General features: G+C 50.0%; 16 protein-coding genes, 1 tRNA gene and 3 pseudogenes. 16 read left to right on the top strand and 4 right to left on the bottom strand.

Annotated elements, in window-relative coordinates:
- Window positions 1–220 precede the first annotated feature (220 nt).
- Window positions 221–293: transfer RNA gene (locus JVX88_RS20895), tRNA-Thr, on the top strand.
- On the opposite strand, the gene JVX88_RS20900 is transcribed toward JVX88_RS20895, so the two are convergent.
- Window positions 285–485, bottom strand: coding sequence for a group II intron reverse transcriptase/maturase (locus JVX88_RS20900; protein WP_211620055.1), 201 nt, complete (start codon window positions 483–485; stop codon window positions 285–287). The two genes, JVX88_RS20895 and JVX88_RS20900, sit on opposite strands and share 9 nt — an antisense overlap.
- A 413-nt stretch (window positions 486–898) precedes the next feature.
- Here JVX88_RS20900 and ureC point away from each other — a divergent pair.
- The 7 genes and pseudogenes from ureC to JVX88_RS20930 form a co-directional block, all read left to right on the top strand.
- A pseudogene (ureC, locus tag JVX88_RS20905) lies at window positions 899–1,279 on the top strand (urease subunit alpha); the annotation flags it as partial.
- Window positions 1,280–1,517: 238 nt separating this feature from the next.
- Window positions 1,518–2,285, top strand: a complete 768-nt coding sequence (locus tag JVX88_RS20910) for a class II aldolase/adducin family protein (protein WP_211620056.1) — start codon at window positions 1,518–1,520, stop codon at window positions 2,283–2,285.
- A gap of 156 nt (window positions 2,286–2,441) precedes the next feature.
- Window positions 2,442–3,125 (top strand): GntR family transcriptional regulator, encoded by a 684-nt coding sequence (locus JVX88_RS20915; protein WP_211620057.1) that lies wholly within the window; start codon window positions 2,442–2,444, stop codon window positions 3,123–3,125.
- A 59-nt stretch (window positions 3,126–3,184) separates the two neighbouring features.
- Complete coding sequence (locus JVX88_RS20920) at window positions 3,185–3,616, top strand: HAD family hydrolase (RefSeq protein ID WP_211620058.1); 432 nt, start codon at window positions 3,185–3,187, stop codon at window positions 3,614–3,616.
- A 4-nt stretch (window positions 3,617–3,620) separates the two neighbouring features.
- Window positions 3,621–3,893: pseudogene (locus JVX88_RS20925) on the top strand (ISKra4 family transposase); the annotation flags it as partial.
- Between the two features lie 21 nt (window positions 3,894–3,914).
- A complete protein-coding gene (locus JVX88_RS40870) occupies window positions 3,915–4,037 on the top strand; it encodes a hypothetical protein (protein WP_263975192.1) in 123 nt (40 codons plus the stop codon).
- Window positions 4,038–4,064: 27 nt separating this feature from the next.
- Window positions 4,065–4,325: a hypothetical protein gene (locus JVX88_RS20930; protein ID WP_211620059.1), complete on the top strand. Its 261-nt coding sequence runs from the start codon at window positions 4,065–4,067 to the stop codon at window positions 4,323–4,325.
- Window positions 4,326–4,446: 121 nt separating this feature from the next.
- Here JVX88_RS20930 and JVX88_RS20935 read toward each other — a convergent pair whose 3' ends face one another.
- Window positions 4,447–4,773, bottom strand: a complete 327-nt coding sequence (locus tag JVX88_RS20935) for a hypothetical protein (RefSeq protein WP_211620060.1) — start codon at window positions 4,771–4,773, stop codon at window positions 4,447–4,449.
- A 267-nt stretch (window positions 4,774–5,040) separates the two neighbouring features.
- On the opposite strand from JVX88_RS20935, the gene JVX88_RS20940 reads away from it, so the two are divergent.
- Window positions 5,041–5,649 carry a microbial rhodopsin family protein gene (locus tag JVX88_RS20940; RefSeq protein WP_317134664.1) on the top strand — a complete coding sequence of 203 codons (609 nt, stop codon included), beginning with the start codon at window positions 5,041–5,043 and terminating at the stop codon, window positions 5,647–5,649.
- A 2-nt stretch (window positions 5,650–5,651) separates the two neighbouring features.
- Here the strand turns inward: JVX88_RS20940 and JVX88_RS44265 are convergent, their stop codons facing one another.
- Window positions 5,652–5,948: a spore photoproduct lyase family protein gene (locus JVX88_RS44265; protein ID WP_410503796.1), complete on the bottom strand. Its 297-nt coding sequence runs from the start codon at window positions 5,946–5,948 to the stop codon at window positions 5,652–5,654.
- On the opposite strand from JVX88_RS44265, the pseudogene psaB reads away from it, so the two are divergent.
- The 7 genes and pseudogenes from psaB to JVX88_RS20980 all read left to right on the top strand — a co-directional run.
- Window positions 5,943–7,385 (top strand): annotated as a pseudogene (psaB, locus tag JVX88_RS20950) (photosystem I core protein PsaB); the annotation flags it as partial. The gene JVX88_RS44265 and the pseudogene psaB overlap by 6 nt on opposite strands.
- 210 nt (window positions 7,386–7,595) lie before the next feature.
- The gene (locus JVX88_RS42105; protein WP_211620062.1) at window positions 7,596–10,628 is read left to right on the top strand and encodes an FAD-dependent oxidoreductase; all 3,033 of its coding nucleotides are present in this window, start codon (window positions 7,596–7,598) and stop codon (window positions 10,626–10,628) included.
- Window positions 10,625–11,191: a glycosyltransferase family 9 protein gene (locus JVX88_RS20960; RefSeq protein WP_211620063.1), complete on the top strand. Its 567-nt coding sequence runs from the start codon at window positions 10,625–10,627 to the stop codon at window positions 11,189–11,191. Before JVX88_RS42105 ends, JVX88_RS20960 begins: the two co-directional genes overlap by 4 nt.
- A gap of 125 nt (window positions 11,192–11,316) precedes the next feature.
- The gene (locus JVX88_RS20965; protein ID WP_211620064.1) at window positions 11,317–11,805 is read left to right on the top strand and encodes a rhodanese-like domain-containing protein; all 489 of its coding nucleotides are present in this window, start codon (window positions 11,317–11,319) and stop codon (window positions 11,803–11,805) included.
- Between the two features lie 73 nt (window positions 11,806–11,878).
- Entirely contained in the window at window positions 11,879–13,228 is a 1,350-nt protein-coding gene (locus JVX88_RS20970) for an NAD(P)-dependent oxidoreductase (RefSeq protein WP_211620065.1), read from the top strand.
- A 21-nt stretch (window positions 13,229–13,249) separates the two neighbouring features.
- A complete protein-coding gene (locus tag JVX88_RS20975) occupies window positions 13,250–14,416 on the top strand; it encodes a pyridoxal phosphate-dependent aminotransferase (protein ID WP_211620066.1) in 1,167 nt (388 codons plus the stop codon).
- Between the two features lie 19 nt (window positions 14,417–14,435).
- Window positions 14,436–15,356: a geranylgeranylglycerol-phosphate geranylgeranyltransferase gene (locus JVX88_RS20980; protein WP_211620067.1), complete on the top strand. Its 921-nt coding sequence runs from the start codon at window positions 14,436–14,438 to the stop codon at window positions 15,354–15,356.
- On the opposite strand, the gene JVX88_RS20985 is transcribed toward JVX88_RS20980, so the two are convergent.
- Entirely contained in the window at window positions 15,258–16,379 is a 1,122-nt protein-coding gene (locus JVX88_RS20985; RefSeq protein ID WP_211620068.1) for a hypothetical protein, read from the bottom strand. The two genes, JVX88_RS20980 and JVX88_RS20985, sit on opposite strands and share 99 nt — an antisense overlap.
- Window positions 16,380–16,494 lie beyond the last annotated feature (115 nt).

The raw sequence follows: 16,494 nt of genomic DNA on the forward strand, positions 1-16,494 counted from the left end.
GGACTTCAACAATCAGCTGCTCACCTTTATGCATGAGGGTTTAGACTGGAAATCCCGCCTAATCACCAGTTGAATTTCCATACTGAGAATTGCTGGGGTTTGCTTGAGACTCTTGTAAGTACAATCGGTTGTAGGTTACAATTTGAAACTGTACTGCAAAGGTACTGGAAATCCTTAAACTTCGATAGGTTTACTGTACATTGAGTGCCGTACAGCCTCTGCTGGTGTAGCTCAGTTGGTAGAGCAGCTGATTTGTAATCAGCCGGTCGCAGGTTCGAATCCTGTCACCAGCTTCTTAGAAGAATCAATCGTTTTTCGCTCATGGCGAGTCTTGTCGCGTTCTGGCATGAAGTTTTGAACTTGTTTGCCAGGGTTTTTACCGGCGGTAATTCCGTGAGTCGTCGAAGCGTTCCCAGTGTGTGGAGGTTATATGCCATGCGGTAGTATTGGACAACTCCACGATACTCCGCTTGGTATTGGGACATGACGCTGTAACCTGATGCATGGGGTTTCATGTTTAGGATGTGGTAATTCTCATGAAACCCTGCCCTGTCTTCTTTTGCAAGTTTTGTCCCGTACTGAGGACAGGGAGTTGCAATCTATTCGAGTTGCAACCTATTCTGGGTAATACTTTGTTCGACTAAGCCCTATTCAAGGTGTTGAGAGATCTGAGTACAAGATTGGACTATGGTTGGAGGCAAATTAAATCTTTGTGCGGATTTGCGATCACTCCCCAAACATTCGCTTGGAGCGATGCAAAAGTACTTCGATTCTTCTCTCCTCTCTTTGTCTAATTCACATTAGGCGTAATATTAAACTTTGCTCAAATGCTACCTTTTCAGACCTAACTCTGTGTTACCGTTGCTCAGAGAATTGATCTGCAAGTAAGGAAATTGCTATGAGTTACCGGATGAACCGTCGCGCCTACGTCGAAACCTTTGGGCCAACGGTGGGTGATCGGGTGCGTCTTGCCGATACAAATTTGATTATTGAAGTCGAGCAGGACTATACCACCTATGGCGATGAGGTCAAGTTTGGTGGCGGTAAGGTAATTCGGGACGGCATGGGGCAATCTCCCATCAGTAATGCCGAAAGTGCGGTAGATGCGGTAATCACCAACGCGCTGATTCTTGACTGGTGGGGCATTGTCAAAGCGGATGTTGGCATTAAGGATGGTAAAATTCATGCGATTGGCAAAGCGGGTAATCCCTATATTCAGGACAATATCAACATCGTGATTGGTCCCGGTACCGAAGCCATTGCTGGAGAAGGCAGAATTGCAGAACTAGCAAGCACTACTAGGTTGCGGTAGTCCCCTTGGAGCCGTGACCTGAGCGATAGCAATAGGGCGTCGCCTGTCGCCACTGGCAGGCCGCTGGCGTGATCCACAAAGCTGTTTACCAGAACAATGTGCATAAGAGATACATGACAAATGCATGACAAAAGTTTACCTGTCGATTGTTGACAATCTACAAAATTGCCCATAGAGTTTTAGCAGTAGAGAGCAGGTGGCAGTCATGAGCCAGAAACTAGAATTAGCTTTGCCGTCTTTGCCGAAAGAATCAACGCCCGATGAACAGTCTTTGCGGATGCAGCTGGCTGCGGCCTATCGGTTAGTTGATAAATTCGGCATGTCGGATCTGGTGGATACCCACATTTCGGTGCGCTTGCCCGGAACCGAGGGGCATTTTTTGCTCAATCCTTATGGGCTGCTGTTTCACGAGATTACTGCCTCAAGCTTGGTAAGAATTGATTTGCAAGGAAACCGGGTTGATCCAGGTAATCAGTCTGTGAACCCTGCCGGGTTTGTGATTCACAGTGCAGTATATGCGGCGCAAGCCGATGCGGTTTGTGTGCTGCATACCCATTCCCCCTATGCGATGGCTGTTTCAGCGTTGGAATGCGGACTGCTGCCTATTTCTCAGATAGCGCTCCAGTTTTATGATCGGGTAGCTTATCACGATTATGAAGGAGTATCGTTGGAGTTAGAAGAACGAGAACGTCTGAAGACCGATTTGGGTAATCGCAAAGTGATGCTGATGCGCAATCATGGATTATTAACCGTAGGACGTACCGTTGCGGAAGCGTTTTATCGAGCCTACTATATGGAGAAAGCTTGCGAAACTCAGATCTTAGCCCAGTCAACAGGCAGTAAACTGATTTACCCACCCGTTGATATCTGTGAAAAATCGGCTGTTCAGCAAGAGTTTGATAATCTCGGCCAGCTTCAATGGAACGCTCTGTTGCGAATGCTCGACCGTGAAGATCCGTCCTACCGGGAGTAATTCTGTCGTGACTCCGTCGTGTAATGATTACAGTAGTCCTTTGTAGGATCTGAACGGGGTGCAGGGGTGGAACCCCTGCGTGGGGGCGCTGCCCCCACGCCCCTGTTCACAACCAATTTGTGAACGCTGTAGGCCGCAAATGTTTGTGATTAATTCATGAGAAAACCAGCTTCTAGTCCGATTAATCCCCGTAGTTTAGATGTTCAGGCTGCTGATGTATTGCGGGAGCAAATTCTGTCGGGCCGCTTTCCCCCCGGCTCGCGGTTGCTGGAGATTGAGCTATCAGAGCAACTCAATTTGAGTCGGGGCACAATTCGTTCTGCCCTGCAACAATTGACCTATGAGGGATTGGTCGTGCAGTATCCCTATCGCGGCTGCACGGTTTGTGGCTTGAGTTCTCAGGATGCCTGGGAGTTGTACACGCTGCGGCAAGCGCTAGAAAGTTTGGCAGCTCGATTGGCCGCAGAGGCAATCACACCTACTCAGATAGAACTGTTGGAAGCGGCCTTGCAGCAAATCATGCAGTCAGCCAAACAAGGAAGCTGGAGCGAAGTGGCCGACGCAGATTTTGCGCTGCACCAAACAATTATTCAGTGCTCTGGACATCGGCGCTTGCAACAGCAGTACAAGTTTGTGGAACAGCAAATTCGCCTGTATATCATCTCTTCTAATGCGCTGCATCTCAATCTGGATGAAATTGCTGAGGAGCATCAACGGCTCGTTCAAGCCATTACGTCAGGTGATGCTGATTTGGCCGAGCAAATTGCTAAGGAACATAGTATTGATGGCCCACTATTGATTGAGCATTTACAAAAACTAGAAAGTCAAAAATCAACCTGAGTTGATAATCCTGAAATAGATTCGTTACTTCAGTGAATCAGAACTAGAGGAGATAAGAAATGCTCGACTTTGAACGTTATGAAGCTCTGACGTTTGATTGCTATGGCACACTGGTAGATTGGGAAACTGGCATGTTGGGCGCATTGAAGCCACTGCTTGCTCAGCATGGAGTTGAATTAGACGATGATGCGATTTTAGATCTGTTTGCTGAATTTGAAGCCGAGCTGGAGCAAGGAGAGTACAAACCCTACCGGCAGGTCTTGGAGCAGGTGGTACAAAAATTTGGCGAGCGGTTTGGCTTCTCGCCCTCGGAGGCCGAAAAAAGCGCGTTGCCCAATTCGATCCAGCAGTGGCTGCCGTTCTCGGATACGGTTGATGCATTGAAAGCGCTGAAGCAGAAATACAAGCTAGTAATTCTCTCGAATGTAGACGATGATTTGTTTGCCGACACGGCTAAACACTTGCAGGTACCGTTTGATGATGTCCGCTAAACTGACCTTGCAGCAGGTACGAAGCTATCTCAAAACGCATGTCAAGCATCTGCAATATCGAAACTTCAAAAAGCTGGGATTGCCGATTGGCTCTGGCATGGTGGAAAGTGCTTGCAAATGGCTTATCGTTCAACGGTTTAAGGGAACCGGGATGCGCTGGAGCGAAACGGGCTTCGACCATTTGCTCTGTTTGCGCCTAGCTTGGGTCAATCATCGCTTTGACTCCCTGTTCGCTAAATACCCTCTCACTCCCACCCTCTACTCCCCCAACCATTAGATACGCCCCTTGGAGACCGCCTTGGCATTGTACGGCAAACGGTTTTCCATTGAGCCGATGTTTCGAGACTTCAAATCGGGAGGGTATGACCTTGAGGCATGTCATGCCAGTGCTCAACGACTTTCGGCATTGTTAGTGCTGTAGGGCTTCGCCCCGCCGTAGGCGTAAGCGATGGCTTACACAACCACGATTGAACGAGGCGTCAAGATGCGGCGCAAGCAGGTGGGGCGGTATGTTGCACGAGTCAAAGAACTTCATCGACCTCAGCAGCGTCACAGTTGTTTTTGGATTGGGTTGTATGGGCAGTTGTGGATTGAGGCGATGGATGTTTGGTCAGAGTGGGCAGAACAGTTAATGCAACTCAAGCCGCAGAAACGTGCTTTCTTCCGACGAGGTCTACATGCCATGAGCTTGATTTGCTCTACCTTCTAGCTTCGCTGTCACCCCATGAGCGATTCTGGTCAAGTTACAGCAATCCTTTTTGATTTCTGAACGGGGTGCAGGGGTTTCACCCCTGCGTGGGGACTTTGCTCCCACCCCCCTTATTCACAACCTATGTGTGAACGCTGTAGTTATTAATAAAGTCAGAAGCTTGATTGATAAAATCTCTGTCGTTAGATGCGGAATAGCTTCCTACAACGCCAATATTAATATTCCGTCTTTGTCTTCCTCCATGTTGAAAGTGATCCCAGGCAGTCATTCTAAATTCAGCATTAGGTATATTCCAAAGCTCGCTCATCTGCAAACTGTCAGTTTCAGACCAAACGCAACAATCTGCATTGCCGTTAACAAGAATGACATAAGGACGAGGTGCTGATTGAGCCTGAACCTGATCTACAGATAATTTACCTATTCCTGGCGGATTGATGACTAGAAGCAAACTTGTAGAAATGCGCTGAGAGAGAATAGAGCATTACGGCGAATTTTCATGAGAGTGAGATTGTAGGGCTGTAATTTCCTTGTCTAAAGATAAGCACCCTATAGAAGATTTCGGCTATATGTAGGTGATTTCCGGTCGAACGCCAAGCAGATATTTTTAGGTAACTCAGTATGGTGCAAATTTGGCTTTGGATTGGTGTGGCTAGTATGGCTCTAGGCAGCTGATTTTCGGTTTTGGTGCTCATAATGCTAAGAGCGAACGTGGCGAATTTTATACATCCTCAACTTCTTTATTTGCTTGATCGCCGCAGGGCTTTATTTGGCAATGGCGCTAGGATTAGGCTTCCGCGTGATTTACGACCGGCCCACCTTTTGGGTCCGCTATCTCACTTGGTTTTTCTCGACGCCGCTGTTGCTGCTAGATCTGGGCTTTCTAGGACGCACGAGTCTACCGATCACCGGCAGCTTGATTGGGGCAAACGCCTACATGATGGCAACCGGCTTTGTTGCTGCCATCACGCCCAAACCGATGAATTACATTTGGTATATTGTGAGCTGCGGCGCTTTTCTGGCAACCCTGTATCTGCTGGTGCAGCCCTACCGAGTCGAAGCCGAACAAAAACATCCCCGCTCCAGACGGGTATTCAAGAAATTGCTGACGGTTCATGTAGTGCTGTGGACACTGTATCCGGTGGTATGGATTCTAGCCAGCACTGGCTTCAACATCCTCAGTCAGGGCTATGAAACCATGGGCTACACCCTGCTTGATATTGCCTCGAAAGTCGGATTTGGCTTTCTGTCGCTCAACTCGCTGCGCCAGCTCGAACAAGCCAACGAAGCACCCGCGCGGTTATACCAATCAAGCAGCGTTGTATAAACCTAGGTCCAGTACAGAATCTTAGCGTTGGGCAAGCGGCGAGCGATCTGCTGCTCAAAGTAGCGCTTCAGTGTCTTCATCGTGTTGCCGTCATAGACATACTTGATGCCACCAAACTTATTGCGCTTGATTACGCGGCCCTGTTCATCGAGGTCGAGTTGGCTATTGGGATACCAGGATTGCAGCACCTGCTTGGAACCGGGCGTAAAGCGGTGAGAAATCAGCTCAATTGTCAGATCACAGTCAAAATCGAGTGCAGCGCTAATCTGGTCAAAGAGCTGGTCGTAATGCTCTCTCAGTCCCTCTGGCTAACGGATATGGCCCACCATCATTTAGCCCTGGCAATTATCTTTATCATTGCTGGGCACATGTACCGCACCAACTTCGGCATTGGTCACAACATCCGCGAGATGCTTGACTCCAAAGCCGGACTGTTTGGCGGCAGAAGCGAAGGCCAGTTTAATTTGCCGCATCATGGCCTCTACGACACCTACAACAACTCGCTGCATTTTCAGTTAGGCATTCACCTAGCTGCTCTGGGTGTAGCGACCTCCTTGGTGGCACAGCATATGTACTCGATGCCACCCTATGTGTTCATGGGGCAGGACTTCACGACTCAGGCTGCTCTCTATACCCATCACCAGTACATTGCTGGCTTTTTGATGGTGGGAGCCTTTGCTCATGGTGCCATTTTCTGGGTTCGCGACTACGACCCGGTGCAAAATCAGGGCAACGTGTTGGATCGGGTGATCAAGCACAAAGAGGCTATTATTTCCCACTTGAGCTGGGTATCGCTGTTTTTGGGATTCCACACGCTGGGTCTCTATGTCCACAATGACGTAGTGAATGCCTTTGGCACACCAGAAAAACAAATCCTGATCGAGCCAGTGTTTGCCCAGTTTATTCAGGCAGCCCACGGTAAGCTGCTCTATGGTTTTGATACCTTGCTCTCAAATCCGGACAGCATTGCCTCGACCGCTTGGCCCAACCACGGCAACGTCTGGCTACCGGGCTGGCTGGATGCGATCAACAGCGGTACCAATTCCCTATTCCTCACCATTGGACCGGGAGACTTTTTGGTGCACCACGCAATTGCGCTAGGACTGCACACGACTACGTTAATTTGCGTCAAAGGTGCCCTCGATGCTCGTGGCAGCAAGCTGTTTCCTGACAAAAAGGACTTTGGCTTCACCTTTCCTTGCGATGGTCCTGGACGGGGCGGCACCTGCCAAACCGCTGCCTGGGAACAGTCCTTCTTCCTTGCTACTTTCTGGATGCTCAACACCATTGCTTGGGTCACCTTCTACTGGCACTGGAAGCACCTGGGGATTTGGCAAGGCAACATAGCTCAGTTTAACGAAGGATCTACCTACCTGATGGGCTGGCTGCGAGATTATCTCTGGCTCTACTCCGCTCCGGTGATCAATGGTTACAACCCGTTTGGGATGAACAACTTGGCGGTTTGGGACTGGATGTTCTTGTTTGGTCACTTGGTTTGGGCCACGGGTTTCATGTTCCTGATTGCTTGGCGGGGCTATTGGCAAGAGCTAATTGAAACGCTGGTATGGGCGCATGAACGCACGCCGCTCGCTAATTTAGTGCGCTGGAAAGATAAACCGGTAGCGCTGTCCATCGTTCAAGGCTGGCTAGTGGGGCTAACCCACTTTACGGTGGGCTACATTCTCACCTATGCGGCCTTCCTCCTAGCATCAACCGCAGGACGATTTGCCTCCTGAGTCTGATGTCTCAAATTTGAGTTAGCTGAAGTTGAATGGGTGTGGAGAAGTCTCTCTGCACCTTTTTTTGCATCTCCAATCGTTGCTCTGGCTGAAATAGGGCGCAATCAGGCATGACATCAAATCCAACCAACTAAATGACCATAATTAACCATAATTAACAAGGAGTACTGCCGCTTCAGAAATTGTGGCTCATCAACCGGATTGGATATGACGTCTCTCACTCGACCCACCCTCCTGAACAAACTGCGGCAGCCTAGCTCGTGGGACATCATCGTGATTGGCGGTGGTGCGACTGGATTGGGAACTGCGGTGGAAGCTGCCAGTCGCGGTTATAGAACCTTACTATTGGAAAAATTTGATTTTGCCAAGGGCACTTCTAGCCGTTCTACGAAGCTAGTGCATGGGGGTGTACGCTATCTGGCTCAGGGCAACCTGCCGCTAGTGCAGGAAGCGCTGTACGAACGAGGAGTGCTACGGCGGAATGCCCCCCATCTCGTCAAAGACTTAACCTTTGTGGTGCCGGCATATACCTGGTGGTCGCAGCTCTTCTATGGGGCTGGCTTGAAGCTGTATGATTTTCTGGCCGGACGGCTCAGCCTCGGCCCCAGTCGCTGGCTCAATGCCGAAGCCACTCTGAAACAGTTGCCAACCCTCAAGCAGGACGGTCTGCGCGGTGGCATACTCTACCACGATGGTCAATTTGATGATGCGCGCTTAGCCATCACCCTGCTGCGAACACTGCTAGATCTGGGCGGCCTTGCCCTCAATTATGCTCCCGTGATCGGCTTCAGCAAAACCGCAGGGCAGATTACCGGCGTGCAGGTACAGGATGCTGAAACCGGCGAAACCTTGGTGCTGAAGGGAAATGTTGTCGTGAATGCTACAGGAGAGGGGTGTGGCGTGGTGGTGGTGAAGCGGCTCTCGGATGCTCTGGCAGCGGGCGATCGGATTTGGGCCTTGATTCGCGGTTCTGCGGTGAATCAGGACGGACGCAGCAGTGGTTTGACGGTTCCCAATGGTCCGGCTCAGCAGGCGGTGATTCGGCAGGCGCTCGCTAATGCTGGTATTGCAGCTTCAGAAGTCGGTTATATTGAGGCGCATGGCACCGGCACGGCCTTGGGCGATCCAATCGAATTGTTGGCGTTGGGGGAAGTATTCAAGCCATCGGATAGCAATCGAGCGAATAAACCGCTGTTGATCGGTTCGGTGAAAACCAATCTGGGGCACCTGGAAGCGGCGGCTGGCATTGCGGGATTGATCAAAGTGGCGTTATCTCTGCATTATCGAGAAATTCCGCCCCATCTGCATTTTCAGCAGCCTAACCCTCATGTGCCCTGGGAACGATTACCGCTACAGGTGCCGACTGTGCCAACTTCCTGGCCCTCGGATGTTTCTCCAATTGCGGGTGTAAGTTCCTTTGGCTTTAGCGGTACCAATGCCCATGTGGTGCTCTCGGCAGTGGAGACTAGCAATCCTGATGTAGTTTCTTGGCCCTGGCTGGATCAGCCTCCTTACAGCCTGACCCTCTCTGCCAAAACGCCTGCTGCCCTGCAAGCACTCACCCATCGATACTATGAGTATTTGCGGCAAAATCCCACTCTTGATTTCGCAGAAATATGTTACCAGGTCAAGACTGGACGATCGCTGTTTGCCGAACAACTGACTGTAACAGCCAGCTCTACCGCAGAAGCGATTGAACAGTTGGGAACTGTTATAGCAAGCGGTGCAAACCTCCCTATTTATGGAGGATTGAGGCAGGAAAAAGCTTACCAACTCAAATTTACAAGCTCGTCTCACGAGAATTCTCAAGTAGTTAATCCTAAGCGTCTACAGCCACTACTGCTACCCACCTATCCATTTCAGCGACAGTGTTACTGGGTGGATATTGAGGAGCATAAAAATTCATTTGTGAATCGACCGACTAGTCATTTAGGAATTCATCCCCTGCTTGGACAAAAACTGCATCTATCTCGTTCACCAGAAATTTACTTTTCCCATCGTCTCAGCCAAACCGAACCATTATTTCTGGCGCAGCATCGCGTATTGGGTGCATCCATTCTCCCGGCATCGGGTTATATTGAGATGGCATTGGCGGCGGGGAAACAGGTTCTACAGTCCGATTGCTTGAAACTAGTGAATTTGTCGATTCAGCAGCCCATCACGCTGACAGAAGCAGAGTTGGTCATTCAGGTTGTACTTAGTCCTCAGCCGGATGGTGTTTATCAGTTCGAGGTGTTGAGTCAACGAGGTGACGCTAATTGGCAACTGCACGCTACGGGTTCCATCAGTCAGGCTGAATCATTTGCTAGTGAAATGTCACAGTTAGAGTGTCCCCAACCCATTGACCTGGCCAATTACTACCAGACCCTACAAACTTATGGAATTGAATATGGCGAGCTATTTCAGGCGATTCAGCAACTCTGGCGCGGCGACCGACAGGCACGAGGGCAGATTCGGCTTGCTGCTCAGTTAGACCCATCCCCCTATCAGTGTCATCCGGTTCTACTCGATGCCGCCTTTCAGGTCATTGGTGCTGCTCTGCCTAATGTAGATTCCCACTCTCTCTACTTACCCATTGGCTGTGATCAGTTAACGCTCTACAAACGGCCAGAACGCACGGTTTGGACCCATGTGAGGCTGGATATTCCAGACAACGTAACAGAACAGTCTATAAAACAAATAACAGTCGATCTACAGATTACGGATACTGACGGTGAACTCATCGCTACAATTGCAGGATTACATCTCCGCCCAGCGCAAAAATCAATCAGTCTTCCAACTGCTGATCGCTGGCAGGATTGGCTGTATCAAATCAACTGGCAGGCGCAACCTTTACCAAACTTACCCACCCCGACCGACCTTTATGATTATCTGCTGCCACAGTTGTCAGAATGGTTGCTTCAGCCCGACGTAATTGTATATCCGCAGGTATTAGCGGCACTAGAGCGGCTGAGTATTACTTACATTCGTCAGGCTCTTCAACAATTAGGCTGGACATCAATTCAGCACCTGACAGCCACTAAGGACCAGCAACTCGGTATCGCCCCCCAATATCAGCGGTTGCTGCATCGCTTGGTTGAGATTCTGCATCAGGCGGAACAGTTAGAGCAATCCCAATCTGATTGGAACCTAACCAATGTTGAAGCCTTCGACCTTGATACTCAGGTTGCTCAACTCCAGCAGCATTACCCCACAGCTACGGCTGAATTGACCCTGCTGCATTTCACAATCAATTTGTGAATGCTGTAGATTCTTCACCTTTAGAGGAGATAGCCTCTAGCGCCCAATTTCCACCCTACTTGTTGCTGAACCCTTGGACAAGCTGCCAATCTCGCAACTATGATATCGAGCGATTTGCGCTAGCGGCCCGTGAGCTGAGTCGGCAAACTGGCTGGCCTGTGGTTGTGACTGGCGTGGAAAAAGACCGTTTGCAGGTCCCATCGCTGCTGGCCAGACTGGGCAATGATGCGCTGGATCTGGTTGGTGCTACTAGTTTAGCCGAACTTGTAGCTTTGGTAGCCCATGCCCGAATCGTATTAACCAACAACACCTCTACCATGCACATTGCCGATGCTACTGGCACACCTAGCGTAATTTTATTTGCTGGCACTGAATTGGAATCGCAGTGGAAACCTCGCTATAGCCCAAATCGTGTATTGCGACGTTCAACAGTTTGTAGTCCTTGCTACCAGTTTCAATGTCTTTATCAATTGCAATGTTTAGACATCCCTCCTGAGACAGTAATTACTGCCGGATTGGAACTTTTGCAACCTGTTGATCTCCAATACATGTCGTTGTCATGACGAATCATTTCTCCGGTATTGATTGATTTCTGAGTTAAGGCAGATCATTGTCTCGTTCTTGAGGGTGAGGATTAAAGGTTGGTTGCTTCCCTATAGTTGAAGTGCAAGTATGGAGGACAATAATTATGTCGAACGTCCAAGATGCCATTGTAAATGCCAAAGATAAACTGCCTAATGTAACCCCAACTCCTCCTGGATTTCATCCTGAAGCCAGTGTGCATGAGCTGAAGTCGCGGTTGCTCTGGGGCGAGCCGGGCCTGTCGATTATCGATGTCCGTGACCACGATGTTTACAACCAGTGCCGGATTCGCGGTGCAATGAACATGCCGATGGATCGGCTACCTGGCGGTGCGGAGTTCAGTCTACAAAAAGATCGGGATATCTATGTGTATGGTGCTAGTGCCGAAGACACCTCACAGGCAGTCCGGATGCTGCGGGAAGCGGGTTTCCGCCGAGTTGCTGAACTGAAGGGTGGACTGGACGCTTGGCGTGAGATCGACGGTCCGCTAGAAGGTGTGGATTCTATGGATGATCCTGGCCCCGATGCCTACAATGTCTTTGCTCGCTTGCAGGCATTCAACGAAGAGAAAGCCAAAGAAAAGCGGATGAAATAAGTCATCTATCCAGGTAGCGCACTGAGAATCGAGCATCGGTGCGCTATTTCTTAAATGATTGAATCCTTTTATTATGGTTCGTGTTGCCTTTGTTGCTGGTACCTATCAATCACAGCACTGTGGTGTCGCTCATTACACTGCTCATTTACGTCAGGTATTATCTGCACGAGGCATAGAATCGCTGATTCTCACAACCCGTGAGGCTGCAAATCAACTAACCGATCCGACGGTACAGGGCGCAGTGAATTGCTGGCACCTGTCTGAGCTGCTGGCACTGGCGCAGGCGATTATAGAGTCAAAGGTTGACTGTTTGCATATTCAACATGCAGCTGGCACCTACGGCTTTGATCGAGCCATTTTTTTACTGCCGCTGCTGCTGCGGCTCCGGGGCTGGCGTCTGCCAATTGTGACCACTGTGCACGAGTATGGCTGGTGGGAGTGGCGTCCGGCCTATTTACCGTCCCCGTTGCTGGAATGGCTCAAAACCTGGGGGCAACGGCGCGGCTGGTGGGATCGGGAAGATGGTTTTCTGCTCACCTACAGCGATGCGATTATTACGACAAATCAGCAAGCCGAGCAGATTATCTATCAACGCTTGCCTCACTTGAAGTCCGTCACTCACCGAATTCCAATTGCTGCAAACGTGGAAACCGCACTGCTAGATCGCAGCACCGCACGTCAGATGGTGCAGCAAGCTTATGGCTGGTTCGGTGAAGTGGCGATTATTGCCTTTTTCAGCTTTTTGCATCCGGTTAAGGGCTTGGAAACTTTATTACCCGCCTTTCAGCAAGTTGTGGCCGCCTATCCTCAAGCCCGACTATTGCTGATCGGAGGCGTCGAAAGCTTAGCGTTGCCAGGAGCACAGGCCGACCGCTATTGGGAGCAACTAAAGGCGCTAGTGGCGGAACTGGGTCTGACTGAAGTTGTGCAAATGACGGGATATTCAGACCAGGTTTCTGTGTACCTCAGGGCTGCCGATCTGGGCGTTTTACCATTTCATGCGGGCATTACCCTCAAAAGTGGTTCTCTGTTGGCGATGATGGCGCATGGCTTGCCAATTGTAGCTACCCGCTCTAATCCACCTGACCCCGATCTGACCGACAAGTCGCTGCTGAAACTGGTGAGTCCCCGTGATGCAGTTTTAATCAACACGGCCAGAGGCTCGATTGTCGATCCGATTGCCCTATATCGTGCTCTTAGCGAGGGCAAGATTGCGGCGGCGGCGATTGATGTTACCGAGCCAGAGCCGATTCCGTCCGATAGTCCTTTGTTGACACTAGAAAACCTGATCATCACGCCCCACATTGCCAGTGCCAGCCGCCAGACGCGCACCAAAATGGCGACGATGGCCATCGAAAATCTAGTTGCCGGGCTCCAGGGCAACCGGTTGCCCCACTGCGTCAATCCTGAAGTTTATTCGTAAATTATCCATGAGGTGTTGCCGATGGAACTTGCCGAACGAATGAGTCGCTTAGGAACCGAATCTGCCTTTGATGTATTTGCTAAGGCAAAACAGCTAGAGGCGCAGGGCCGTTCGATTATTCACCTCGAAATCGGCCAGCCCGACTTTCCGACGCCCTTTCCCATCTGTGAAGCTGCCTTTCGGGCCATGAAGGATGGCTACACGGGTTACACTCCAGCCGCGGGATTGCCGGAACTGCGGGAAGCGATCGCTGAATACATTACCCTCAGCCGTGGAGTTGTCGTTGATCCGAGTGACGTGGTGGTGACCCCTGGAGCCAAACCAATTATTTTCTTCACGCTGATGGCCCTGGTGAATGCTGGCGATGAAGTGATCTATCCCGATCCGGGTTTTCCAATTTATGAATCGGTGATTCGGTTTGTGGGAGCCAAAGGCGTGCCGCTGCCGCTGCGGGAAGATGTGGGCTTTCGGTTTCACCTCGATGATTTGTGCCAAGCCGTATCGGACCGGACCCGCTTGCTGATTCTCAATTCGCCCCAAAATCCGACCGGCGGTTTGTTAGCGGCAGAAGATCTGGCTGCAATTGCCGAACTGGCCGAGCGCCACGATTTCTATATTTTGTCTGATGAAATTTACTCGCGCATTCTCTATGAGGGTAACCACCACAGTCCGATTCAGTTTCCGGGCATGAAGGACCGCACAATTCTGCTCGATGGTCATTCCAAGACCTATGCCATGACTGGCTGGCGACTCGGCTACGGCATTCTGCCCAAACCGTTGGTTGAGGCGATTGTGCGATTGATGATCAATTCCAACTCCTGCACCTGCGCCTTTACCCAAATCGCGGGCATTGCGGCGTTGAGAGAAGCTCAGGACTTTGTCGATCAAATGGTGGCCGAATTCCAGCGGCGGCGGGATGTGGTCGTGGCGGGTTTAAACGCAATTCCCGGTATACATTGCTTCAAACCGGCAGGTGCTTTCTATGCCTTCCCCAATGTCCAGCAGTTGCCGCTCAATTGTAATGCCCTGGCCGATTATTTGCTGGAAGAGGTGGGCGTCTCGGTGCTAGCAGGTACAGCTTTTGGTAAATATGGCGATGGATACCTGAGAATTTCCTACGCAAACTCGTTAGAGAATATCTATGAAGCATTAGAGCGAATGCAGGTGGCGGTTTCTAAATTACTTTGAGTTTCTATAGGTGCGTTCTATGCTAGCGAAACTAGATGGCATTGATTCGATGCAGGCATTGCTACATCTGTTGCGCTTACCCGTGGCGATTGTAGCCGGTATGGCAGGTTGGGCTACGGTTTACGCCCTTGATAAAACCCTGCCGCTGTATGATTATTTGCTGACGGCTGCGGTGCTGGGTTTAATGTTTTCTGCCGCCTGTGTGATCAATGATTATTGGGACGTGGAAAAAGACCGCATCGATCACCCGGAACGCCCACTGCCATCGGGTAACCTATCGTTGCCACAGGCTTGGTGGCTGGCGGTTGGTCTGTTTGGGCTGGCGGTGTTAGCTGCTATTCCGCTAGGGATTTATCCGCTCCTGCTCGTGCTTGTGAGTATCGCCCTGCTATGGAACTACTCCCATATTCTGCTTGTTAACGGTATCCTCGGTAATTTGGTTGTCGCTGCAATTGTATCCGCCTTGATCTTTCTAGGCAGTTTAGTGGTTGGTCAACCCTTTGCCATGCTGTATCCGACTGGATTCCTGTTCTGCTATACCTTAGCTAAAGAGCTGATCTGGGATGTGCACGATGCAGAAGGTGATCGCAGTCAAGGCGTGGTTACTGTCGCCAATCGCTGGGGAGCCAACACGGCCTTTTCCATTGCTTGGGGGCTAGTCGTGCTGCTAATTATCTCTATCCCGATTGCACTCTTCTATCTGCCGATGGTGCATCCCCTGGTCTTCAGTGGTTTTGCCTCTATTACCATGCTGTGTCTGGGCATCGCATTCGTGCAGTATCAACAGCAGCGGAGTGACCATGCCTACCAGCGCCTGATTGCTTGGGAACGGCTGAGTATGTTATTTGGTGTTCAATGCGGCAGTTGCTTGCGGCTGAGTTTGAAGCCATTGCATCGCAGTGGGCACCGAATGAACTGTTTGCGAAGGAATCGTTTGTGAATCAATAATTTGTGAAGGAACCGCTTGTGAAGGAACAGACTGCGGTGGCAGGGAAGGATAAATTGCTTGTCGCTGTATCTTGGCGGCCTCCAGCGTAGCCCGATGATTGATTCGCAACAGAGGAGTGTTCGCCGTTTTAATAGGAGCTACAGCGGTGATAGGATCAAAACTAGAATCTGTTGAGGAATGCCTCGAATCAGGAATAGAATTAGACTCTGAAATTGAACTAGAATTGGATTGAGGATGAGCTAAATCAGTTCTCGCAGATTTAGACGAAATTACTGATGCAGGCGAGAGCATGACATTCGGTAGACTTGCTGATTCCATTGAACTGAAACGTGATACTCTAAGCGGTGTACCTGATACCGATGATAAGGATTGGGTAGGCGAAAATGGCGCTGGAGAGACTTGAGTGTATGAGAGTGGAGGCAACGAAGATCGAGCAGGCGTTTGAATCTCAGCATCAACATCAACCGATCGCTGAATCCTATCTCCAACATCACTGCTAACATTATCTCTAATATCGCTTTTAATTGGACGAGCAGTATTATCAGAAGCAGCCGTCAATCGAATCGTTTGAATCTCTGAGTGGTCACTTTGCCCGATCTGACGAGAATCTGTAGAAGCATAATTCAGCTTTTGCGGAGTGACAGGAGCAGTAGACAAAATTGCATTGGCTTGATTGTCTTGAGGTGCTACTGTTTCTATGTCGTTTGTTTCTATGCCGTTTGTTTTTATACCTTTTGCCTGTATGCTTTTGTTCCCTACAAGGTTTCTTTCCTGATTTCCTTCCTGATTTCTTCCTGAATTTTCTATTTGGTTTTCTGCTAAGGATCGCAAACGATAATGCTTGCTATTCGCTTGGCTGCCAATTTCCGGATCTGTCTCTCGAATCGCATACCTCATTACTAGATCATCAGCGGATTCTGTGCGTTGCCGCTGAAACCGGGCAGCACTAGTCGGTAAACCAGTAGGCAACAGTCCAGAGCTGTAGCGTGACTGCATCTGTTCGGGTAATTCCAATCGCCGCATCAAGCGAGATAAGGTGGCTTGGGTAGCAGGATAGTGAGAATGGGGCAAGTCAGTACGAATTACCCCAGGTGAGCTATGCAATCGGCGCTGTAATCGTCTGACCAAA

Source organism: Leptolyngbya sp. 7M (assembly GCF_018128485.1).